Source organism: Okeania sp. SIO3B5 (assembly GCF_010692555.1).
GTDB lineage: Bacteria > Cyanobacteriota > Cyanobacteriia > Cyanobacteriales > Microcoleaceae > Okeania.
In genome coordinates, this window is record NZ_JAAHHG010000011.1 from 1 (window position 1) to 23,992 (window position 23,992).

The 23,992-nt window shown below is 37.1% G+C and carries 17 protein-coding genes and 1 pseudogene; 11 read left to right on the plus strand and 7 right to left on the minus strand.

The features are described 5' to 3' along the window. Positions 1-22: 22 nt before the first annotated feature. Positions 23-202 carry a transposase gene (locus F6K54_RS42625; protein WP_202222905.1) on the minus strand — a complete coding sequence of 60 codons (180 nt, stop codon included), beginning with the start codon at positions 200-202 and terminating at the stop codon, positions 23-25. Positions 203-345: 143 nt separating this feature from the next. Continuing rightward, positions 346-753, minus strand: a complete 408-nt coding sequence (locus F6K54_RS42630; RefSeq protein WP_366558037.1) for a helix-turn-helix domain-containing protein — start codon at positions 751-753, stop codon at positions 346-348. 241 nt (positions 754-994) lie between these two features. On the opposite strand from F6K54_RS42630, the gene F6K54_RS02720 reads away from it, so the two are divergent. The 4 genes from F6K54_RS02720 to glmS all read left to right on the plus strand — a co-directional run bounded on the left by F6K54_RS02720 (position 995) and on the right by glmS (position 5,451). Further along, positions 995-1,900 (plus strand): CoB--CoM heterodisulfide reductase iron-sulfur subunit B family protein, encoded by a 906-nt coding sequence (locus F6K54_RS02720; RefSeq protein ID WP_293074111.1) that lies wholly within the window; start codon positions 995-997, stop codon positions 1,898-1,900. A gap of 472 nt (positions 1,901-2,372) precedes the next feature. Beyond that, on the plus strand, positions 2,373-2,618 hold the full coding sequence (psaC, locus tag F6K54_RS02725) for a photosystem I iron-sulfur center protein PsaC (RefSeq protein ID WP_006616272.1): 246 nt from the start codon (positions 2,373-2,375) through the stop codon (positions 2,616-2,618). A gap of 274 nt (positions 2,619-2,892) precedes the next feature. Continuing rightward, positions 2,893-3,345: a cupin domain-containing protein gene (locus tag F6K54_RS02730; RefSeq protein WP_293074113.1), complete on the plus strand. Its 453-nt coding sequence runs from the start codon at positions 2,893-2,895 to the stop codon at positions 3,343-3,345. A gap of 222 nt (positions 3,346-3,567) precedes the next feature. Continuing rightward, positions 3,568-5,451 carry a glutamine--fructose-6-phosphate transaminase (isomerizing) gene (gene glmS / locus F6K54_RS02735; protein ID WP_293074115.1) on the plus strand — a complete coding sequence of 628 codons (1,884 nt, stop codon included), beginning with the start codon at positions 3,568-3,570 and terminating at the stop codon, positions 5,449-5,451. Between the two features lie 470 nt (positions 5,452-5,921). Here the strand turns inward: glmS and F6K54_RS02740 are convergent, their stop codons facing one another. Both F6K54_RS02740 and F6K54_RS02745 read right to left on the minus strand, forming a co-directional pair. Continuing rightward, positions 5,922-6,575, minus strand: coding sequence for a hypothetical protein (locus F6K54_RS02740; RefSeq protein ID WP_293074118.1), 654 nt, complete (start codon positions 6,573-6,575; stop codon positions 5,922-5,924). Positions 6,576-6,733: 158 nt separating this feature from the next. Next, positions 6,734-7,360, minus strand: a complete 627-nt coding sequence (locus F6K54_RS02745) for a hypothetical protein (protein WP_293074121.1) — start codon at positions 7,358-7,360, stop codon at positions 6,734-6,736. Between the two features lie 184 nt (positions 7,361-7,544). Between F6K54_RS02745 and F6K54_RS02750 the strand changes: the two genes are divergently transcribed. The 7 genes and pseudogenes from F6K54_RS02750 to F6K54_RS02780 all read left to right on the plus strand — a co-directional run bounded on the left by F6K54_RS02750 (position 7,545) and on the right by F6K54_RS02780 (position 11,058). Next, the gene (locus tag F6K54_RS02750) at positions 7,545-8,924 is read left to right on the plus strand and encodes an ATPase (protein ID WP_293074124.1); all 1,380 of its coding nucleotides are present in this window, start codon (positions 7,545-7,547) and stop codon (positions 8,922-8,924) included. A 147-nt stretch (positions 8,925-9,071) separates the two neighbouring features. After that, entirely contained in the window at positions 9,072-9,500 is a 429-nt protein-coding gene (locus tag F6K54_RS02755; protein ID WP_293074127.1) for an Imm30 family immunity protein, read from the plus strand. 61 nt (positions 9,501-9,561) lie between these two features. Next, the gene (locus F6K54_RS02760; protein WP_293074130.1) at positions 9,562-9,930 is read left to right on the plus strand and encodes a hypothetical protein; all 369 of its coding nucleotides are present in this window, start codon (positions 9,562-9,564) and stop codon (positions 9,928-9,930) included. After that, positions 9,927-10,100, plus strand: a complete 174-nt coding sequence (locus F6K54_RS02765) for a PIN domain-containing protein (RefSeq protein ID WP_293074133.1) — start codon at positions 9,927-9,929, stop codon at positions 10,098-10,100. Before F6K54_RS02760 ends, F6K54_RS02765 begins: the two co-directional genes overlap by 4 nt. A gap of 134 nt (positions 10,101-10,234) precedes the next feature. Continuing rightward, positions 10,235-10,456, plus strand: a pseudogene (locus tag F6K54_RS02770) (putative toxin-antitoxin system toxin component, PIN family); the annotation flags it as partial. A 63-nt stretch (positions 10,457-10,519) separates the two neighbouring features. Continuing rightward, positions 10,520-10,888 (plus strand): hypothetical protein, encoded by a 369-nt coding sequence (locus F6K54_RS02775; RefSeq protein ID WP_293074136.1) that lies wholly within the window; start codon positions 10,520-10,522, stop codon positions 10,886-10,888. After that, on the plus strand, positions 10,885-11,058 hold the full coding sequence (locus F6K54_RS02780; protein WP_293074138.1) for a putative toxin-antitoxin system toxin component, PIN family: 174 nt from the start codon (positions 10,885-10,887) through the stop codon (positions 11,056-11,058). The genes F6K54_RS02775 and F6K54_RS02780 overlap by 4 nt, the downstream gene beginning before the upstream one ends. Positions 11,059-11,125: 67 nt before the next feature. On the opposite strand, the gene F6K54_RS02785 is transcribed toward F6K54_RS02780, so the two are convergent. From F6K54_RS02785 to F6K54_RS02795, 3 genes are all read right to left on the minus strand, one after another. After that, positions 11,126-11,890: a TspO/MBR family protein gene (locus F6K54_RS02785; protein WP_293074141.1), complete on the minus strand. Its 765-nt coding sequence runs from the start codon at positions 11,888-11,890 to the stop codon at positions 11,126-11,128. Between the two features lie 1,026 nt (positions 11,891-12,916). Next, entirely contained in the window at positions 12,917-17,194 is a 4,278-nt protein-coding gene (locus F6K54_RS02790; protein ID WP_293074144.1) for a GAF domain-containing protein, read from the minus strand. Between the two features lie 1,336 nt (positions 17,195-18,530). Then, positions 18,531-23,843, minus strand: a complete 5,313-nt coding sequence (locus F6K54_RS02795) for a S8 family serine peptidase (RefSeq protein ID WP_293074145.1) — start codon at positions 23,841-23,843, stop codon at positions 18,531-18,533. Positions 23,844-23,992 lie beyond the last annotated feature (149 nt).

The window sequence follows — 23,992 nt, forward strand, 5'->3', positions numbered from 1 at the left end:
ATACCTTTTAGAGCCTTTAGTTTTATGAGATAATGACAAACTTTACCTTTCTTAATTTCTTAATTCGTTTCTTCAGTGGCTTAGGAGCATCAACCTTTGTACCGTCACTAAATGTAGCAAAGGTTTTGATACCTAAATCTATACCTACTGAATTATCAGTTTTAGGTAAGATTTCTGGTTGTATTTCTACTACAAAACTCAAGAAATGTCTAGTAGGGGCGATTCGCGAATCGCCCCTACAATCTTTAATTACTGTTACTGATGATGGAGCAGCAGGTAACTCTCACGGGCGAAACTATTTTCACCTTTCCAATCTTGGCTAAATAGATTTTATGTTGACCAACTTTAAATCCTCATGCATGTAAATCTAGCAGTTTGCTTTGACTTTCTACTTTTAAATCGCGGAGCGTTGCGAGGAACGAAGCAATCTGGAGGTTTAACAGGTTTACCTTTTCTCTGACCTTTAGTCGATTTGAAAAAGTTTTGATAAGCTTGGTTTAAATCATTTAAAGATTGCTGTAATGGTATAGCAGAAACTTCTGACAACCACTCTCTATTTTCAGTTTTTTTGGCTTGAGTAATAAAAAGCTTTTGTAGCTCAGAATTAATGGGTTTCTTTTCTCCTGAATTATGCTTTTCTTGGCAGCAAGCTAGACTATCATTCCAAACCACACGGACACAACCAAATAGCTTTGCTAATCGGTATTTTTGTCCGGGTGTGGGATAGATACGATACTTAAATCTAGCTTTCATAATTTGACTATTAAACTAACAATATGATAACATATTTGTTTAAATAAAATCAACCACTAAAAAGTCGCCCTAGAAGGGTGAGGCTTTAAACCCAATTTTCTGGTAAATGCCTTTTTTGATTTTGTGATTAAATTTTTTATTAGAATACAACCTTATAATCATAAATAAGTAACAAAGAAATTATATATACTAATAAGTTATGTCTATAATACTTACTTTCCTTATATAATTAGTTAATGTTATGCCTGTTCAAACACTGAAATATGCTTACTTCCCTGGCTGTGTTGCTCAAGGAGCTTGCCGGGAGCTTTACCAATCGACTCAAGTTCTTACTCAAGCTCTGGGAATAGAGCTAATAGAATTGAAAAAAGCTGCTTGTTGTGGTTCTGGTACTTTTAAAGAGGATTCTCAACTACTAGAAGATACTGTTAATGCCCGTAACATAGCTTTGGCCGAAGAGTTAAATTTAGCCTTACTAACGCACTGTAGTACTTGTCAAGGGGTAATTGGTCATGTCGATGAACGTCTCAAGGAATCTCAACAAACCAATCCTGACTATGTAGATCAAGTTAATGGCCTTTTACAAAAACAAACTTGTTCTCCCTATCAAGGCAGCACAGAGGTCAAACATTTACTTCATGCTCTAGTTGCAGATTATGGTCTAGAAGAAATTCAACATCGTGTTACTCGTAAACTTTCTGGCCTCAAATGTGCTGCGTTCTATGGTTGCTATCTACTTAGAGGTCAAACTAATTTGCCATTAGATGACCCCTATCAACCAGAATCTATGGAAAATGTGTTTCGGGCTATTGGGGCAACTCCAATTTATTACCGAGGGCGGACTCAATGTTGTGGTTGGCCTCTTTCTAGTTATGCCACCAATCAAGCTTTTCAAATGGCCGGAAATCATGTGAGCGAAGCTATTGACAAAGGTGCTGATTGTATGGTAACACCTTGTCCTTTGTGTCACTTAAATTTAGATTCTCGTCAACCAGAGGTAGAAAAAGTGATTGGACGTAAGTTAGGTTTACCAGTGTTGCACTTACCTCAACTGATAGCTTTAGCTTTGGGCATTTCTCCAACAGAATTGGGTTTGGATCGTCATGTAGTTTCAACTCGTCCAGTATTAGAAAAGTTAGGACTATAGCGCTGTGCGCAGGCAACAGGCAACAGGCAACAGGCAACAGGCAACCCACCCCTAACCCCTCCCAGGAGGGGAATAAAAGACCGATAGTATAAGACTTTTAGCTATTGGACATTTATTGTAATTTGTAAATATACCAGCGCACATTGCTATATAGCTAAAGTCAGAAGTCAGAAGTTAGAAGTCAAAAGTTAAATTATTGCTGTGACTAAATTTGAGAGGAGCAAGAATGTCCTAAGAGTAATGGCGACTGCTATATAAATAAATTCAGATACGCCCTTCTCTACTCTGAAAAAGTTTGGTCATTCATCACTAATTTACCCGAACGTTGAGAAATTTTAAGTTTTTCAACAGTGTTTATCAAGGATGAGAAGTGGTGCGGTAAACTAAGTCGAAGCATTCACTTCTAAAACTTGCTGTCTCATCTGCCTTTATGCAGGTACGGCAAAATCAATTTGTTGGGAGAATTTAATTCATGTCTCATTCAGTAAAAATTTATGATACTTGCATCGGTTGCACCCAGTGTGTTCGTGCTTGTCCATTAGACGTTCTAGAAATGGTACCTTGGGATGGTTGTAAGGCAGGCCAAATTGCTTCATCTCCTCGTACTGAAGATTGCATTGGTTGTAAGCGTTGTGAGACTGCTTGCCCTACTGACTTTTTGAGTGTCCGAGTTTACCTTGGCGCTGAAACTACTCGCAGTATGGGTTTGGCTTACTAATACTCTTTTCCCTCTATTGGTTTTTGGTTTTAGATTTAATAGAGGGTTGGAAAATTTTAGATATAGCAGAAGAAAGAAGGAAGAAGAAAGAAGGAAGAAGGAAAATTTTACGTTTTCTGAGTTTTAAGCTTTTGATCTGTCCTAACCTTTTCTGCGATTGTTATCAGGTATAATAAATAAAAATTTTGTAGAGGGAATTAATAATTTTCCCTCTATTTTTTATTTAGTTTCTACAATTATTACAGGAGTTTGGAACTGATAACTGATAACTGAAATGACACCAAATTCAAATGAAGTAATTAATTTTGTAGATAAATATACTACCAAGTACGGCCATATTGCTTCGGCAATGAGAGAGCTTGTGGGTAAATTTCTGCCGATCCAAGTCATTGAAGACTCTCCACCTTTTGCAGTTGCAAGGTTGGGGGTATTTTCCCGAGCAGGACAAGCGCCAATTGTTGAAGAACTTGTCATGTACCTGCCTAATTCTCGTCATAGAGCTCATATTCATGATGAATCAGATGCAATTATCAAAATAATTACTGGAACTGGTGTTGTAGTTATTAACGGAAAGCCTATACCTTACCAACCAGGTGATGTGCTTGATTTCCCAAAAAGTATCAGTCATGGTTTTGAGGTAGGAGATGAAGCTACACTTTTCCTATCTACTCAAACGCCTGGGATTATCAGAAGTGATGGCTCTGTAGACTTTAGATATGCAGATTGAAAAGAGAGTTCTACTTCACGTTGATATTCCCCTGGCTGAAGTTGCTAAAAGGTGAAGCACTTATAGCTAAAAGCTGATAGCTAGTTAATTGGCTATGAACTTGAGAATTGTCCTAACAAAACCTGCAATTGCTATGACAAAGAAAAACCTTATTCTCCTACGGGATAACTAACTTTGAGTAAGTATTATATATAGTCAAAGTTAGTCAGAATAAAAAATAAAATGTGTGGAATTGTTGGTTATATTGGGACTCAATCAGCTACAGAAATTTTACTATCAGGACTAGAAAAACTAGAATATCGGGGTTATGATTCTGCCGGATTGGCCACTGTTTGGGAGGGGCAAATTCAATCTGTCCGTGCTAAGGGTAAACTACACAACCTACGAGAAAAATTGGCCGGAATAGAAACACCAGCTAATATTGGTATTGGTCATACTCGTTGGGCGACTCATGGTAAACCGGAAGAATATAATGCTCATCCTCATACTGATGATACTGGACGAGTGGCAGTAGTTCAAAATGGGATTGTTGAAAATTACCGGGAGTTACGCAAAGAATTAGAAGAGCGGGGACATAAATTTATTTCTGATACTGATACGGAAGTTATCCCCAACTCGATCGCAGAATTTTTATCTAGTTTTGCTGAAGGCAAAAGGGAAGCATTTTTAGAAGCTGTACGTCAGACGGTGAAGAAACTGGATGGAGCATTTGCGATCGCTGTTGTTTGTGCAGACTATCCCAATGAACTTATTGTTGCTAGACAACAAGCTCCTATATCTGTTGGTTTAGGACAAGGAGAATTTTTCTGTGCTTCTGATACTCCTGCTCTTGTATCCCATACTCAAGTTGTTGTCAGTTTAGAAAATGGTGAAATAGCTCGTTTAACACCTCTGGGGGTAGAAATTTATAACTTTGCAGGCGATCGCGTGAATAAAGTACCCCGTATTCTTAACTGGAGTCCGACTTTAGTTGAGAAAAATATTTTTAAACATTTTATGCTCAAGGAAATTTACGAGCAACCAAATGTTATCCGGGGTTGTTTAGAAACTTATATTAATAATAATTGGGATATTAATAATGATCGTGTTTTTCCGACTAATTTAGAGTTATCCCCTGCTCTATATCAAGATTTAGAACAAGTTGAAATATTTGCCTGTGGTACGAGTTGGCACGCTAGTTTAATTGGGAAATATTTATTAGAACAATTAGCGGGAATTTCAACTACAGTTAATTATGCTTCTGAAGCTCGTTATGCTCCTTCTCCTCTGAAAAGAAATACTCTAACAATTGGTGTTACTCAATCTGGAGAAACAGCAGATACTTTGGCAGCTTTGGCAATGGAAAAACAACGGCGTTTAGATAAACCAGCCGAATTTTCATCAAGGATGCTAGGAATTACTAATCGAAGTGAAAGTTCTATTGCTAGTTTAGTAACTCAAATTATTGATATTCGAGCAGGTCTTGAAGTTGGTGTTGCTGCAACTAAAACATTTGTGGCACAGGTAATGGCTTTTTATTTATTAGCTCTAGAATTAGGCTGGCGGAAACAATATTTATCTGGTGAAGAAATTGCAGAAATTGTTAATGGTTTGCGACAGATACCTGCACAAATGGAACAGATATTAGAAACTCAAGATAGCCAAATAGAAGATTTGGCTCACCAGTTTAATGATACTCAAGATTTTATATTTGTGGGTAGAGGAATTAATTATCCAATTGCTTTAGAAGGTGCTTTGAAACTGAAGGAAATTAGTTATATTCATGCTGAAGGATATCCCGCTGGTGAGATGAAACATGGTCCGATCGCTTTGTTGGATGATAAAGTACCTGTAGTTGCGATCGCTATGCCTGGTTTAGTTTATGAAAAGGTGCTTTCTAATGCTCAGGAAGCTAAAGCGAGAGATGCAAAGTTAATTGGGGTGACTCCTGAAAGTACGGAGGCGGATGTGTTTGATAATCTGTTGGCGGTGCCTGCAGTGGATGAGTTGTTGTCGCCAATGTTGACTGTTATTCCTTTGCAGTTGTTAGCTTATCATATTGCTGCTCATCGTGGTTTGGATGTGGATCAACCACGGAATTTGGCGAAGTCGGTGACTGTGGAGTAACGTTTCAGTGAACAGTTATCAGTTATCAGTATCTTCTGTTGAGTAGACGCAAGCTAAGTTTGAACAATATCTCAAGGCAAGTTCAGTAGGGTGCGTTAGACGGCTAAAATTTAGACGGTGAAAGGCATTTAACAATCCGTCGTAACGCACCATCTTAGTTGTGTCAGTCTACTACTAGCGGGCAAGATGCCCGCACTACAGAGATTTCATCCTTAATATTGGAAACTGCTGTAAATTCCTTGGTTTAATATTCAAGACTTTTCTTCTCAGAGTCGTTCCACAAAATACTTATAATTTACTATAGAGAGAAATTAGAACTTGAAAGATTCTATTACTAAGTCTTTGAATATTGACTGGGATTGAGTTCTTTCCCATTAAAATCAGTTGAAAAACTCTTGAAAAACGAGCAATGAAAAATAAGGTGCGTTAACGGAGTGTAACGCACCCTACCCTATCGGCGATCGCACTAATCATCTTGGTAGTGCATCAACGACCTTTATTCCTTGAACAAGAACACTATATTCATGTATATCCTTGACTTGATCGCACAAAATCCTTTCTGTTTGAATATTTACGATAATTGTTGAGGCAAGTGCCAACCCAAACATCACCCCCCCTGTTTTTTGATCGTTGAGAGCAAATAAAACGTTATACTGATAGGTCGTTTTGTGTGCTTCTCTACTGGACCAAAATATGCTTGCTTCACCCTCTTTAAAAGTAAGATTACTAAAAGCTTTGACAATTACATTTCGATATTGATTCAGTTGATCTGAGCTTAAGATCACAGACAAATGATTCTTTAAAGCATCGGTAATTTTTTGTATTATAGCATTGGCATTTGCTGATGATTGCGTAAAAGGCTCGTTTATAATTCCAGCACAATATAAGCTAGAATCTTGATTTATAATATCTCTAGCTTTATTTATATCAAATGATAAATTTTGGGGATTAATAGCTCCCTGCAAAACTCGACCTATACGAATTGCTTGTACAATATATTCTTGATTAACAGAGAAGACTAGTCCAAAATTTAGAGAAGGTTTTCCCAACTCTTGAACCAAGCTAAGAATTTTCATAACGTGCATTTTTGATTTTTCTAGAAACTCTTTGTCACTCATTAACATAGAAAAGTGAGGTTATCAAATATTGCATCTACACCTCACTTAAGACTTGTGTAAAAATAACCTGAACAGTTTTGTTATAGAAACTCTGGATGCACAATATATTTCAGGTAAAATTTGTACAACTTATTTTTACATGGCTCCTTAACAGCTAATAATAGCTAACCTTTCAAAGCTTCAACAACTGTAATTGCTTTAACTTGGACATTGTATTCATGTTGATCTTTGATGGTGATAAACAGAACTTGTTTTTTGTCAATATTGACTTCTATTGTTAAACCAATAGGAAGTGCCGCCATAACACTACCAGTACTTTTATTTTGAATAGCAAATAAGATATTGTATTGGTAAGTAGTTTTATGCGCTTCCTCTGACTTCCAAAATATCCAAGCGTTGCCTTCCTGGGGGGCAAGATTAGTAAATGCTTGGGTAATTGCTTCTGAATATTGAGCTTCTTGTTGGGGTTGTAATGTTGCCATCAAAATGGTTTTCAAAAGAGCTTTCAATTTATCAACCATTGCGGAAACTTGAGCAGTAGATTGTTGAATCGTTTGATTGATAGTACCAACAACCGCCATTTCAGTATGCTCCTGAACCAACTGTAAGGCTTTGTCAAAATCAAATTCTAAAGTCTTGTGGTTGATAGCTTGCTGAAAAACTTGGGACATTTCAAGTGCTTGAGGAAGATATTTTTTTTCAACAGAAAAGATAGACTTAAAATTAGTAGGTTCTTCTGCTGTAAGAACAACAACTTGGTTGAAATTGTGAGCTTGTTCTGAAGTTTTCATGGTTTATTCGCTCCGATTTTAACTGGTATTTGGGATTTAAAAATTTTTCTTAAATCCCACGAAACATTACGATTGTATTCCTAACCCCCTAACCCTCGTCCATCGGAAAGTTCAGAACTTTAAGTATAAAAACTTAATAATAAAAGTTCGGAAAATTAGGAAAGTTAGGCTAAAATACGGAGAAATGTACTCCATACCCTTCCCTATGTCAGTTGCAACAGTTATACAACTCCTAGATGACCTAGTTCTTAGCAAAACTGGTGAAAACCTCAGCCATATCCAGAAGACGATTATCAAAGGGAGTTTAGAGGGTAAAACTTATTCAGATATTGCCCATGAATCCTATTTAACTGAAGGTCATATTGGGGATAAGGGATCAGAATTATGGAAACTTTTATCTGAGGTTTTGGGAGTGGACATTCATAAACCAACAGCAAGGGTAATTTTAGAGAATATTCAGTTTTCTAATATTTCATCAGAGGGGGATTTTCTAGCACTTCATAACCTTCATATCTGCACCGATAATCCTAACTCTAAAGAAGCTAACTCACCTCCCGAAATAATCCCAACTAAATCCTATCTAGACTTAGGAACTGCCCCAGAAATTTTGCGCTTTTATGGCAGAATTGAGGAACTGAATACCCTAGAAAAATGGATAGTAGGCGATCGCTGTCGTCTCATTACCCTATTAGGACTCAAAGGAAGCGGAAAAACTGCTTTATCTATCCAACTAATCCAACAAATTAAACACCATTTTGACTATATCATCTATCGAAGTTTATATTTTTCTCCTCCCTTAGATAAACTCTTAACTAAACTCCTACAAATCTTCCCAAAATCAGCAAAAACGCCAGAAGATACAGAAGATAAAATCTGTTTTCTTCTTAACTATTTTCGTCAATATCATTGTTTAGTTATCCTTGATGATTGGTATCAAATCTTTAAACCCGAACACCTCGCCGGAAGGTATAAAAACGGTTATGAAGATTATCATTTATTCTTGGAAAAAGTTGGTCAAAAAAATCATCAAAGTATTCTCCTCTTAAATAGTCAAGAAACATCTTCAGAAATCGCTGTATTAACTAAGACTAACCCCTTCATCCGTTCCTTAACTTTATCCAGCTTAGGTAATTCTGCTAAAGAAATTCTCAAAGATTATCAACTGTTAGATGTGGACAAGTGGGACATTTTAATAGAAAATTATCAAGGCAATCCTGAATGGTTGCATATAATTTCCGTAATGATTCAAGAGTTTTTTAGGGGTAGTGTTGCTCAATTTTTAGCTATGAATCCTTTAATTTTCACTGAATCTCTCAAGAATATATTCGATGAAAAATTCCAACGTCTTACCCAAAGTGAGAAAGAATTAATATTTTTTATAGCTCAAGAAAATGACCCCATTTATTTAACAAAACTCTTAGAGAAACAATCTGTTTCTATCACTGATTTATTAATGGTTATAGACTCCCTTAAAAGACGAATTCTACTCGAATTAAAACCTAAAAATCAAGAGACAATTTTGTTCCTTAATCCCCTATTAAAAGAGTATATTAATCAGCTTTGACTGACCTAATTCAGGAGTTACGCAACTAAATTGTGCTGAAGCGCAACAACGGAAGTTCAAAATCTATTGCACACTTTTAGCTGTGTCAATCCAGTAGGGTGCATTAACGAAGTGTAATGCACATTTTGATAAAGGAGTTATTAAATTATGAATTTAATCAAAATGTTACAAGAAAATCGTTTAATGAAAACACCTCAAGAAATCAATATATTTGAGGAAACTTTAGAAAAAATTGCTAAACATCCTAATGATGAAAATTTAAAAGACTTACATCTTATCTTAGATGATAATTGTGAACATCCTGAAATTATGTTTAGTTTAGTTCATTTTTTAGAAGATTTTGAACTACAAAAACAAATACCAGCTTTTATTGAAGTTATTCCTCAATTAATGATTACTGCACCAGAATGGACAAAAATAATTCACTATCGAATCATTAATGATGAATCTGCTTGTAAAATTTATCAAAATAGTCTGGAATTAGGTAATCAAAAGACACCTCATTTTTTATATCAACTTTTACTAGAAAGTGTTAAAAATCATATCAACTCATCCTCAGAGGTCATGTTAACCTAACTTATTGTACGATTACGATATAAATAAAGTAGGTTTTAAAGAATCAGGAGAAAACTGAGTTATGAGACAAATTACTTTAACCTCCGAACAAGAAAAATTTTTAGAAAAATTATTGAATACTGGCAAATATAACACAGCTCAAGAAGCGATCGCTAGAGCTTTTCAATTATTAGAAGAAGAGGATGATGATATTAAATTACCTTCTTATTTTCAAGGGAATGAATCTGCCAAAAAGTTATTAAAGGAAAAGGTGAAAAAATATCGAGAGGAGCGAGAAAAAAATAAGAATAAACCGATAGACCCCGAAAGAGCAAGGTTGGCAGCAGAATTTAAGCGATTATGTGAAGAAACCCAAGCATTACACTCAGATAATCCTTTAACTGATGAAGAAATTGCTGCGGAAATTCAAGCTTATAGGAGAGGAGAATGAGAGTTATTATTGACACAAATATTTTAGTGTCTGCTGCTGTTGCTGATGGTAAACCAGAAACAGCGATTAATTTTATTATTAGTAGTTCTAATTATGAGTGGATTGTATCAGAGGAAATTTTAGCAGAATATCGAGAAGTGTTAAATCGACTTCAAGAATTTAGAATTTAGAATTTAGAATTACCTTTTCTTATAAATAAGAGGATTGGATAAAAGGATTTTTTTTCTTTTTTCCCAATGAATGGAGAGGCTTTATACCTGAATTTTTCGGTTAATTAAAATTAACAAGTGAGGTAAGACAGGAATGGTTTGATAAGATTGAAACAATTCCGAAATTAATTGAAGTTAATCTTACAGTTGACTTTAAAAGAGACCCTAAAGATGCTAAATTTATCGCTTTAGCAATGGCAAGTGAGGCGGATTTTTTGATTACAGGAGATCGAGATTTTAGTGAGATGAGAGAATTACAAAAAACAATTATTGTTTCGGTTTCTTTGTTCTATGATTTATTTATAAATGAAGAATAGATAAATGCCAAAATTTATGGTATAAATAAAGTAGGTTTTAAAGAATTAGGAGAAGACTGAGTTATGAGACAAATTACTTTAACCTCCGAACAAGAAAAGTTGTTAGAAAAACTACTAAATACTGGCAAATATAATATATTTCAAGAGGCGTTCGCTAGAGCTTTTCAGTTATTAGAAGAAGAGTATGATGATATTAAGTTACCTTCTTATTTTCAAGGGACTGAATCTGCGAAAAAATTATTAAAGGAAAAGGTTAAAAAATATCGAGAGGAGCGAGAAAAAAATAAGAATAAACCGATAGATCCTGAAAGAGCAAGGTTAAGTCAAGAATTGCGAGAATTATTTGATAAAACTCAAGCAATTCCAGAAATTCAAGAGATTACTGAGGAGGAAATCGCCGCCGAAATAGAAGCTTATCGGAGAGGCGAATGAGAATTATTGTTGATACTAATGTTTTAATTTCTGCTGTTTTAAAAGGAAGAAAACCTAGAGCGATTATCCAATTAATTAGCGATAGTTATGATATTAATTGGATAGTTTCTCAAGAGATTTTAGCAGAATATCGAGAAGTATTAAATCGACTTCAAGAATTTAGAATTTAGAATTTAGAATTACCTGTAAGCATTCAGCTATTAGCTGATGGCTGACTGCTGAATGCTTACACTATAACTATTCAACCGGAGATGATATGGGTGTTCGTTTCAGTGGATATAGTGGCTCTTTTCCATTCAATTGCCAAATACTAAATACTAATACTGCCGCCACAGTTAACCATACACAGGAAGGGGCTAAAATTATTCCTGCTGTTGGATTAGTTTGCCAGTAAAAGATAGTAACTATTAAAGCAGATAACCAAGGACCTAAAATTACGACGGGAACAGCAGCACCTAACCTACGTTCTACAGTGAATATTGTATTCCAAGTATCTCCTAAAGCAAGATGCACTGCAAAAACTATTAAAGGAAGCACTAAAAATTGTTGATTCATCTCCTGCCAAACTAATAATGAAGAGATAACTCTTAAGACTGCAATTGTCATCCATACGATGGGAAAAGCTAAAGGTGGAGGTGCCCATTTTGGTCTGACGATACTATCATAAGTCCGACTAGAACGAGTATTATCTAATGGGGAAAAAATTCGCGAACGAATGCTTAATAAGGTAAAAAACATCCCTACAAGTACGGTCCTTAACCAATTAGGAAAAGAAGAATTACTATCAATTAAAATTACCAATTTTTCCATTCCCCAGAAAGCTAAAAGAATGATTCCTATTTGTACAATAGTTCCTAATTTATACATTAAAAGGAGTTTTATATCTAGCTCTTTTGTAGAAGCTATCTGTTGGGGAATGGATTGGTTTTTCGACCCAGTTTTTACCCCCATTACTGTATTGACAAGCTGTTCGACTGTTCCACCATCATTTGATTGAGTCATAATTAGAATATTCAAAAAACTATTATAAAATCCGATTATACAGTAATATTATGTCTGGTTGAGAATTAGATTTTGGTGGAAGGAAGGCAACTATGCTGTTTGCGTAGCATTCTGTAGGAAAGGTTTTTTCTCATTGCCACCTTATTTTATAAACGCTCCGATGCTACTGGAAATGATATAATTGCCAAGTTATACCAAATTGAAATGAAACTGCATAGAATAATATTTCAAGTATAATTGACTCCAGGTAAGCGTAGTGGCGTGTCAAGCTGAAAATGGTGTATTAGATGGGGAGTGTGGGGAGGGTGGGAAGTGTGGGGAGGGTGGGGAGATGGGGAGATAGGGAGATGGGGAGATGGGGAGAAAGATTATTTTTGGGTTTATCCGTAGGATAAGCTGCGAAGATCCTCCCGATACCAAACCTATATCTATTGCAACATTTAAGATGAAACAATCCACTACTGGCGTGTCAAGCTGAAAATGGAGTATTAAATTTTTGAGTATAATTCTTGCTCTGACTAAGGTTTGGGGATTTTTCCTAAAACACTATTTCAAGCTTGACGCGCTAGTAGATAAAGATAGAGCAATTTAATGAATTTCATCATTCTATCTAACCTCATATAAAACTGGTATTATACCAATTTGAAAAAAGAATGTTACGAATAGTAATATCATGTCTGGTTGAACAGTTATAAATAAATAACGACGGAGGAGTCAGGAGTCAGGAGGGAAGAAAGAAGAAGGAAGAAGGAAGAAGAATCACAGGAGAAGAAGGAGAAAGTTTTTTTGTCACTAATTATCCGGACATGATATAAGAGCAATAAAAAGACTTTACAAGAAATTTCCCTTTTAAAAAAAAGATGATTTACGCCCTAAAAAATGGTATTAAAGCCATTGCCATACGACTCCTGACTCCTAAGAAATATCCTAGCTATTTGTAGCAAATATTTATCAATTGGGTATTAGTTCATTTTAATACAGATATTTTATTTAATACGAATTTAAAAATTCATGCTATTCAAATCCTTATACTTCTCCTGACTCCTGACTCCTGACTCCTGACTCCTGATTAATTGGAATTTGAATTATAAATTCAGTTCCTTGACCTAATTGAGAATTACAGAATAGTTGACCCCCATGTTTTTGTACTATAATTTCATAACTAATAGAAAGCCCTAAACCAGTTCCTTTTCCCACCTCTTTAGTAGTAAAAAATATGTCAAATATTTTATCTTTTGCCTCTTGAGTAATTCCCCAACCATTATCAGCAATTTTAATTAAAACTGTGTCAGGATTATCTGAATTAATTTCTGTAGTAATCGTAATAGTAGGAATAAAATTTTTATCTGTTTCCAACTTTTCTTCTAATGCATCAATAGCATTACTAAGTAGGTTCATAAATACCTGATTGATTGGAGCTGCATAACATGGAACTAAAGGTAAATCCCCATAATTTTTAACAATTGTAATTTGAGGAAATTCAGGTTTAAGTTTCAATCGATGTTGCAAAATTAACAAGGTACTATCAATTCCTGCATGGAGGTCTACTTCTTTCTTTTTAGACTCATCCAGGCGAGAAAAAGTTCTTAATGATAATACTAATTGACTAATTCTTTCCGACCCAATCTTCATAGAATTTATCATCTTAGGCAAATCTTTAATAATAAACTCCAAGTCAATATCTTCTGAAAATTCTTGAATCTCTGGAACTGGGTCAAGATAATGTTGATGATATAATTTCATCAAATTTAGCAAATTTTGTGTATATTCATCCACATGATCCAGATTGCCAGAAATAAAATTTACAGGATTATTAATTTCATGGGCAATTCCTGCTACTAACTGTCCTAAACTAGCCATTTTTTCACCCTGAACCATCTGCACTTGAGTTTGTTTTAACTCCTGTAGAGTTTTTGTTAACTCTTCAGTTTGGGTACGGGTTTTTTCCAGTAATTCAGCTTGTTGTAAAGCAATACCTAACTGCACTCCCACCTGTGCTAACAAATTAATTTCTTCATCTTGCCAATAACGAGGGCTAGAATTTTGATAAGCAACCAATAACCCCCAAAGTTTATCTCCCTGCAAAATAGGCACAAAAGTTTCATTTCTGGGAAGTTTACCAGCATGAGTCAGTTTACTAATTACAGGATTAATTGCTAAAGGAGTATGAACCATAGGAGTCCATTCATCAATCATCGAATCTGCGACAAACTCCCCACTCCAGTCTGGATAAAAACGATAAATAGCGACTCTCTCAACTTCTAGTAACTGTCGTACCTCTTGAGTAGTAGTCTGAAAAATCGTATTAATATCAAGAGATTGCCGAATTCTATCAATAGTAATTGACAGTGCTTTTTGTCGTTCCGTTGCTTTAGCTAACTCTGCTGCTTGAGTTTGAACTTGTTTCACATACTCAGCTTGTTGTAGTGCAACTCCCAACTGACCACCAATTTGAGCCAACAATTCTACCTCTGCTGCTTCCCACTCACGAGGAGCCGAATTTTGATAAGCTGCCAGCAAACCCCAAAGTTTTTCTCCCTGATAAATAGCTACGATAGCATAAGCTCTTGCTTGATAAGACTCTAATACCTGAATGTAACAGTTACTAAAACCTGCATTATAAATATCGTTGCAGGTGCGATAAACTTTTTGGGCAAAATTTTCGCCTTTGTTTTCCTGCAAATAAGTATCATTCACATAATTTGGCAAATCTCTAACGGAACATAGATTAACATTTGCGGGGATTTTGGGATTTTCCTTTTGTTCCTGGATTAACTTCACCCAACCCTCCGCTACTGACTCAGCAACAAACTCCCCACTCCAATCATCATTGAAGCGGAAGATAGCAACTCTGTCTGCATCCAATAATTGTTGTACTTCTTGGGTAGTTGTTTGGAAAATTGTCTCAATATCCAGAGACCGACGAATTTTATCAACAATTGCAGCCAGAGTTTTTTCACGTTCTGCTGATTTTTCCGTTGCTGCAGCTCTGATAGCTAGTTGTGTTGACTGCTCCTGAACCTTCTGAACATACTCAGCTTGTTGTAGAGCTACTCCTAACTGAGTTCCTATTTGAACTAGCAACTCCACTTCATCCTTTTGCCAATAACGGGGACCAGAATTTTGATAAGCTGCCAGCAAACCCCAAAGTTTTTCTCCCTGATAAATCCCAATAATCCCATAAGACTTGGCTTGATAAGACTCTAATACGTCCATGTAACAGTCACTAAAACCTGCATTATAGATATCGTTGCAGATACGATAAACGAATCCTTGATTAAAAAACCCGCCCTCAGTTTCCTGCAAATAGGTATCAGTATGGGAATTTCCCAAATCTTGCACGGAACATTCACTAACATTTTCCTTGATTTCAGGATTTTTGTTTTGCTCTTGTATTAAAGAAATCCAACCTTCAGCTACTGACTCAGCAACAAACTCCCCACTCCAATCAGGATTAAAGCGGTAGATAGTAACTCTGTCTGCATCCAGTAATTTTTGTACTTGTTGAGTGGTTGTTTGGAAAATTGTCTCAATATCTAGAGACCGACGCATTTTGTCAACAATTGCAGCCAGAGTTTTTTCACGTTCTGCTGATTTTTCCATTGCTGTAGCTCTTGCTGCTAGTTGTACTGACTGCTCCTGAACTTTCTGAAAATATTCAGTTTGTTGCAAAGCCACCCCCAACTGAGCACCTATTTGAGCTAGCAAGTCTACTTCATCTTTTTGCCAATGACGAGGAGCCGAATTTTGATAAGCTGCCAGCAAACCCCAAAGTTTTTCTCCAGGTAAAATTGGCACAAGTGCATAAGCTCTGGCTTCAAATTCTTCTAACAGTTGAACATGACATTCCGTATGACACGCCTGATAAATATCATCAACGGCAAAAGTTTCATTGTTGACATACCGCCCTCCCTGAGTTTCTTGTAAAAAAGTATCTTCAATAATGGGTTGAACTCCGACTAGGGGAGTCCATCCTTCTGCAAAAGACTCCGCAACAAATTCCCCACTAAAGTCAGGCAAGAAACGATATATTGCCACTCGATCTGCTTGCAGTAGTTTTCTTACTTCTTCGGTTGCAGTGGCAAAAATTGTCTCAATGTCAAGAGATAGGCGAATTTTGTCGAATAAATTACCTACAATTTTCTGAGATTTGGCTAACTTTTCCTTTTGTCTACTGATAGCGAGTTGTGCTGCCTGTTGTTCAAGTTGTATGAGAGCATCTTCTTGTTGTAGCGCTACACCAAAATGATCGGCTATTTGTTGGGCAAATTCTATTTCGTACTCTTGCCAACGACGGGAACTACTGCATTGATGAATGCAGAGCAAACCCCAAAGTTCGGGTAATATTTCTGCTCCTACACCTTTGAGTAGAGGCACAACTAAATTTGCCCGCACCTGAAATTGCCCCAATATTTCTGCATGGCAATCACTTAATCCTGCTTGATAAATGTCTGCCACTGCTTGTATTCTACCTTTTTGATAATGAACAGCATATTCTCCTCCAAAACAGTGGTCGTATACTTTAGCTGCTAATGCTGAATCCCAGTCTTCTCCTACATCTTCGGAAACAAATTCCCCTTCCCAATCACGTTCTGGATAAAAACGAAAAACTGCCACGCGGTCTACTTTGAGTAGTTGACGTACTTCTGTGGCAGTAATCTTAAAAATTTCTTCTAAATCTATTGGGGTACGAATTCTCTTGATTACTCTTGCTAAGGCTTTTTGTTGTTGTACTTGGTAATGCGCTGCTTCTAGAAGCTCTGTATTTTTGATTACTACTTCTAGATTTTGAGCCATTTTCTGAGCAAATTCAATCTCCACATCTTGCCATTGCCGAGATCTACTACATTGATGGATACAAAGTAATCCCCATAGTTGGGGTTTAGTTAATGTTGTAGCATCTTTGGTTTTATCTGTTTTTAGTATGGGAACTACTAAATGAGCTTGTACCTGAAACTGTTGGCAAATTTTGGCCTCTGATTCACTTAATGTTGCTTGCTCAATATCTGTGATAGTCTCAATGTATTTTTCTGTATTGTATGCAGCCAATTCTTCCTTAAAAGGCCAATGTTCTACCTTCACTCCTAAAATGGATTTCCAATCATCTGCTACATCTTCGTAAATAAATTCTCCTTGCCAATTTAACTGAGGATAGAAGCGAAGCAATGCGACTCGGTCTGCATTTATTAACTGTCGTATTTCTGTAATAGTAATTTTGAAAATAGTTTCTCGGTCTAGGGATGCTGGAATACTAGCGATCGCTGTTGCTAATTTTTTTTTATATTCTAGATTTTCTACAGACATAATTCATTGATTTATATTAAATATTTTTATATTATTATTAATTTTTTTTATATTTATAGATAATGTTTCAGAGCAAGTATCATTAATATTTATACATCATATACTGAATTTTTTGTATATCTACTACTTATGAATTATAGACACTATCTTAGATGATTTACTTATGATGAATCTTCATTTTTTATAGATAGTAATTGGGTGCATCTCATAGCAAGCAAAAATACTTTTTTCCTATATATTCCCTGTTCCCTGTTCCCTGTTCCCTGTTCCCTGTTCCCTAAAAGCGATAAATTTTTGGCTTTATTCATGCATTGAGATGCACCCTAGTAATTTTGATTTAATTTAACAACTGCATAGTGCAAAGTTATTCTTAAAAACGATTTTCTTTTAAGACTGAAAGTACTACTGAAAAAGGCTTACAGCACCCACAGTTCTTAATGAAGAGCCTCTAACCTTAAGATCCCTGAAAGCCTTAGCTTGCAATAGTTATTCCAATAACTTTGCGCTGTCTGGTTAACAAATTTTTATTTTATTTTATATTGTATAATATAATTGAATAAGTGTCAATTTTCTGTAAAAGTACTTAGGGCTTGCTGATTAAATATCAAAGCATTTACAGATAAAGCTTTTAGCATTTTTAGGGCCTTTAAAAAGTACACCTGTTTCAGTCTAAAACACTGAAAAAGTTAGTATTTTAGGTGCATAGTTGGGCAGAAAAATCATTCTTACAATTCTTACCCCTACCTCCTCGCTCATTCCTATTTCTCCTGTCTTCCCCTCCCCTCCTGAGAGGGGCTAGCGGTGGGTTGGGAGGGGGAGGGGCGAGGGGTGGGTTGTCTCCTACCCTCACCCATAAGATTTTTTCAGCAAACCCTACTTAGTAAGATATTGAGTATTTCAACTATGTCTTTATAGTTGATTGTTTCACCTAAAATAGTGCAGAGCGCTTTTTTCGTCACCCCATCCCCCCATCACCCCATCCCCCCATCACCCCATTTTCTAATGCAACATTTAAGATGAAACAGTCCAATAGGAGGAATTAGTATTAGACATCTCCTCCAAAAGAGGGAGTAGGTGGAAAGAATTAATGTACAGGAGTTACGCACGGACACTAAATCTAGTAAGGGCGATTCGCGAATCGCCCCTACATATCGCGTTTTCAAGGTGAATTTGCGTAAGCCCTGATGATATCAGTTATATCATGTCCGGTAGCATCGGAGCGTGTATAGAATTAAGGTGACAATGAGAGAAAACCTTCTGCCTCCAGCTCCCGCTGCCTCCTGCCTTCGGACCACCAAAGTCTAATTATTCAACCGGACATGATATTAATTCATATCTATTGAAAAGACCATAAATAATCTTGACCTGTACCTGGTCGATACCAGAGAATATCAGAGAAGAGATTGCCGTTAAAGTCTCCAGTTATCGGGGTGTAAGTACCGTTAACTGTGAACTGATTGCTGTTATAACTACCGTCGGAATTGAAGGACCAGATGAAATCTTGACCTGTACCTGGTCGATACCACAGAACATCTGTGGTATCACTACCATCAAAGTCTCCAGTTACCGGGGTGTAAGTACCATTAACTGTGAACTGATTGCTGTTATAACTACCATCGGAATTGAAAGACCATAAATAATCTTGACCTGTACCTGGTCGATACCACAGAACATCTGTAGTACCACTGGCATCAAAGTCTCCAGCTACCGGGGTGTAAGTACCATTAACTGTGAACTGATTGCTGTTATAACTACCGTCGGAATTGAAAGACCATAAATAATCTTGACCTGTACCTGGTCGATACCAGAGAATATCTGTAGTACCACTAGCATCAAAGTCTCCAGCTACTGGAGTGTAAGTACCGTTAACTGTGAACTGTCTACTGGTACGATTTCCATCCTGATCAAAGAACCAGATGTAATCTTGGCCAGGCCCTGGTCGATACCACAGAATATCTGAAGTGCTATCACCGTTAAAATCTCCCACTATCGGCGTGTAAGTACCATTGACTTTGAAGGGACTGCTCTGGTAACTATTGTCAGAGTTGAAGAACCAGATGAAATCCTGGCCTGGTCCTGGTTGATACCAGAGAACATCTGTATTGTTGTCTCCATTAAAGTCACCTGCAATGGGTTCATATTCCCCATTAATTTTGACTTGGGAGTTTGTGTAAGATGGTTCTGCTGAGGTTGTAGTAGATGTAGATATGGCTTGACTATCTGTATTATTGGATTCGTTAGTTTCAGAAATCTCACTGAGGCTGTCAACAAGCATACCGATTTGATAATCTGCGTCCTCATCCCAAGAGAAGGAGTTTGTAGTAGGTAGCAACAAACTTTCGCTTAACACTCCAGTGTTACTATTTCCTGCTAAACTTTCTATTAAGGTAAAACCAAGCAAGAAGTCTTCTTCTGGGTTAATATCACCATCTTCTGATAAGAAGAAGTCTACATAGAAGTTACTAGCATCATCGCTGCCAGTATTTTCTACAGAAAAGTCGATCTCAATAGAATCACCAGGACTAACTTCATCTGGAGTTACTTCCAAAGAACTACTAGATAGATCAATTTGGTCTTCAAATGTAATAGATGTAGATATGGCTTCACTATCTGTATTATTAGATTCGTCAGTCTCAGAAATCTGACTGAGGCTATCAATGAGCATACCGATTTGATAATCTGCGTCCTCATCCCAAGAAAAACCGTCTATAGTAGGTAGCAACAAACTTTCGCTTAACACTCCAGTGTTACTATTTCCTGCTAAACTTTCTATTAAGGTAAAACCAAGGAAGAGGTCTTCTTCTGGGTCAATATTACCATCTTCTGATAAGAAGAAGTCTACATAGAAGCTACCAGCATCATCGTTACCAGTATTTTCTACAGAAAAGTCAATCTCAATAGAATCACCAGGACTAACTTCATCTGGAGTTACTTCCAAAGAACTACTAGATAGATCAATTTGGTCTTCAAATGTAATAGATGTAGATATGGTTTCACTATCTGTATTGTTAGATTCGTCAGTCTCAGGAACAGAATCAAAACGGTCAACGAACATACCGATTTGATAATCTGCGTCCTCATCCCAAGAGAAGAAGTCTATAGTAGGTAGGGAAAAACTATTACTTAGCACTCCGCTATTACTGTTCCCTGGCACACTTTCTACCCAGGTATAACCAAGTAGGTAGTCTTCCAGTGGATCGATATTACCATCCTCAGATAAGAAGAAGTCTACCCAGAACCCACCAGCATCATTGCTGCCAGTATTTTCTACGGAAAAGTCAATCTCAATAAAATCACCAGGGTTAACTTGTTGTGGAGTTACTTCCAAGGAAGTACTAGATAGATCGATTTGGTCGTTAAAGGTAGAGTGAATTAGTTCCAGGTTAATACTACCAACATTACCATTGTATCCATCCACTGCAATATTGTAGGTTTCACCTTCAACGACATCAAAGATAATCTCGCTTTGACTACCATAGTTTACACTATCATCATTGCTTGCTACCTCGGTTAAGTTTGAGAGGGATAAACCAGTATAAGCAGCTAGTATTGTATCAAAATCACTACCGCCAGTATTGACGATTAAAGTACCATCACTAGGAGCAGTCCAATCCCACCAAAGGGATGCACCACCAATGTTTCCTGCATGAAAAGGCTCCGCAGACTCTACAGTTGCATTCTCGTTCGTAGCTGTTTCATTAATCTGTGAACCGCTTAAAGAAATCCTGCCAGCAAAATTATCATTGACTAGGGTATCCGTCTCCAATAACAAAGCTAACTCAACATTACCCGCTGCTCCAGCATATCCATCCACTGCAATTTGATAGTTAGTTCCAGCTTCAGCAGGGAAAACAATTTGGCTTTGCAGACCACTACTATCGTCATTGCTAACAATCTCAATTAAGTTGGAGACTGATGAACCTGTGTAGGCTGCCAAAAGCGTGTCGAAATCGCTACCGAAGGTATCAATAGTCACCAATCCCGAGTTGGGTGCTGTCCAATTCCACCACAGGGAATGACCACCAGAATTTCCAGCATGAAAAGGTTCTCCAAATTCTATGGAAGCGTTGATGCTACTAGCAGTTGCGTTATCAGAAGTACCACTGAGATTAGCACTATTGTCAAAATCATCATTAGATATCTGTGATGTTGCCAGAGCTATATCTAAAAAGATATTACCCTGTTCAGCAAAATCATTAAAGAAACTAAAATATCCATCAACTGCAATCTTATAATTTGTGCCCTCAACAACATCAAAAGTTACCTGACTTTGTAATCCATCACCTCCATTATCATCACTGGCAACTTCAGTCAGATTTGATACAGAAGAACCTGTATAAATCCCCAGTATAGTATCAAAATCACTATCATTAGTTCCGATAGTTACTGTTCCGGTACTCGGTGCTGTCCAATTCCACCAAACTGAACTACCGCCAAAGTTTCCAGCATGAAAAGGTTCTCCGAATTCTATGGTAGCATCAATATTGTTGCCAGTGGTGCTAGCAGATGAACCACTTAAGGATATACTGTTAGAGAAGTTATCGTTATCTACGGCTATTGTTTGCAGTGAAAGGTCGAGATCAATATTGCCTGTAGCTCCTAAATATCCATCTACGGCAAAATGATATGTGGTTCCTCCTACTGCATCAAAGACAATTTCACTTTGTAAGTTAGAACCACTGTTATCGTTGCTGGTAACTTCACTCAGATTTGACACCGAAGCACCTGTATAGGCAGCCAATACAGTATCAAAGTCACTACCGAAAGTATTGACTGTCACCTCCCCAGAAGAGGGTGCTGTCCAACTCCACCAAAGAGAATTACCACCTCCAAAACCATCGTGATTTGGTTCTCCAGACTGTTCGGTAGCACCAACGTTTGTACCAGAGTCGCTGTCTGATGTACCAAATAGGATTTCGCTATCTAAGAAATTATCGTTGTCAGGTCGAGAAGATTCTATCTCTAATGCAGCACCTAGATTAAGTCTGGGTTTAGTAATTCCGTTGCGGTGGTCTGTAATAGGCTCACCAGAATTGAGCATCCGTTGCAGAATTTGGTCTGGACTTTCATCAGGGAAGGCTTCAGATAAGACCGCAACTGCTCCAGCAACGTGGGGTGCTGCCATTGAAGTCCCAGTATACCTTTCTAATCCTCCAGCAGTAATCCAGGCTCCAGGCGCTAGTATATCTAGAAATTGGGAACTATTAGAAAAAATGGCTACTCGATCTACTTCACCAAGATCATTTCCCCAAGTACCTACGGAGTCATACGTTGCACCAACAGATACCGCACTTTCAAAAGCTGCAGGGGATGAAATTCCATCTGTGTAGTATTCATTTCCAGAGGCAACAATACTGAGAATACCTGCTGATTTGGCTTCAGCAATGGCTTGGCCTAGAGCAGATCCATTATCTGCTCGCGGATCTGTAAATTTTTGGTCGTTACCAAGACTCATATTGATGGCTTCAATATTGTAAGTGTTTCTGTTTTCGATTATCCAGTCGAAGGCAGAGATTAGGTATTGGTCATAATAGAAACCACCTTCAAAAACATCTAGTGCTGCAATATTGGTCTCAGGTGCAACTCCTGCAACAATGGCGCTAACATTCGTTCCATGACCATCGTCATCATCTTGACCATCATCAGGGGCGAAGTCTTGAGCTACCACCACTCGACCTTCAAGACCAGGAGCATTTGGAACTGCTCCTGTATCAAGAACTGCAACAGTTGTACCATCCCCTGTATATCCGGCTGCTTCTGCTTCTGGTTGATTGATTATAGGTAAACTTTCTATTAGGGATTTTTCATAAACTTCAGGAACTGCTGCTCCTAAAACGTTATCATTTTCTAACAGTTCCTGCAAAGCTGCTTCTGACTCAAACCGAACAAAGGAAATTGGCAAATTACCATAATCATCTATAATTTCAAATCCTTCTGGTAAATCAGAGAATACCTCTGCTTTTAGTTCTGCCAGCAATTCTGCTTTGTATTCTAAGATTTCGTCGCTACCTGGCTCTAAACCTTCTTCCACTATTCGAGCTTCTACCAAAGCATCAATTTCAGTGGTGTCTAATGAAACTAAAAGTTCTTGGGCCTCTCCATTAGCGATCGCTTCTAATACTTCTGGCGATACTTTCTCTTCTGGTTCTAATGAAGCAATATTAGTTACTGTCTTTGAAGATTTTGCTTCTGGTTGAATCTTGACGACATCTGTTTCAGATTTTTCTCCATCATCCTCTACAGATGTTTTCTCTTCTTTGGGTAAAGTAACATCAGTGGGTTTTTCTGATGAATTCTCTGGAGATTCTTCTTTGGGTAAACCTGTTAACAAATCGGCGTTTTCCGTTCCTAAGTCTTTTTTTAAATCCTCCTGTTCAAACCGACCTATAACTACTGCTTTCTCATCTGTAGAGCTTTGGTCAGTTGCATTTCTGAAGTCATCAGATGAATTTTCAAAATCGATATTACTTTTTAGTAGAATCTCATCAGTATCCTCTTTAACATTTAACACCGGAGGTAAATTAGTATCCTCATCAGAGCCTGAAAATTTGTCCAAGGGAACATTACTTTGCTCTCCGATAACAAAATTATAGTTAAGAGGAGATTCTGGCTCATTTAAAGGGCCAAACAGTTCTGTTGTTTCTTCCATTTTCCTCAAAATTTAGTGATTACTAATGCTTTGTATTCCTAGTTATTTCTAGTTTATGCAATGCTATAATCACTTAGGCAACTTTGCTCACGGGGTGAAAAGCATCTCAAAACCATTGTAAAACAAGGTTTTCAAGGATTAAAGTGAGC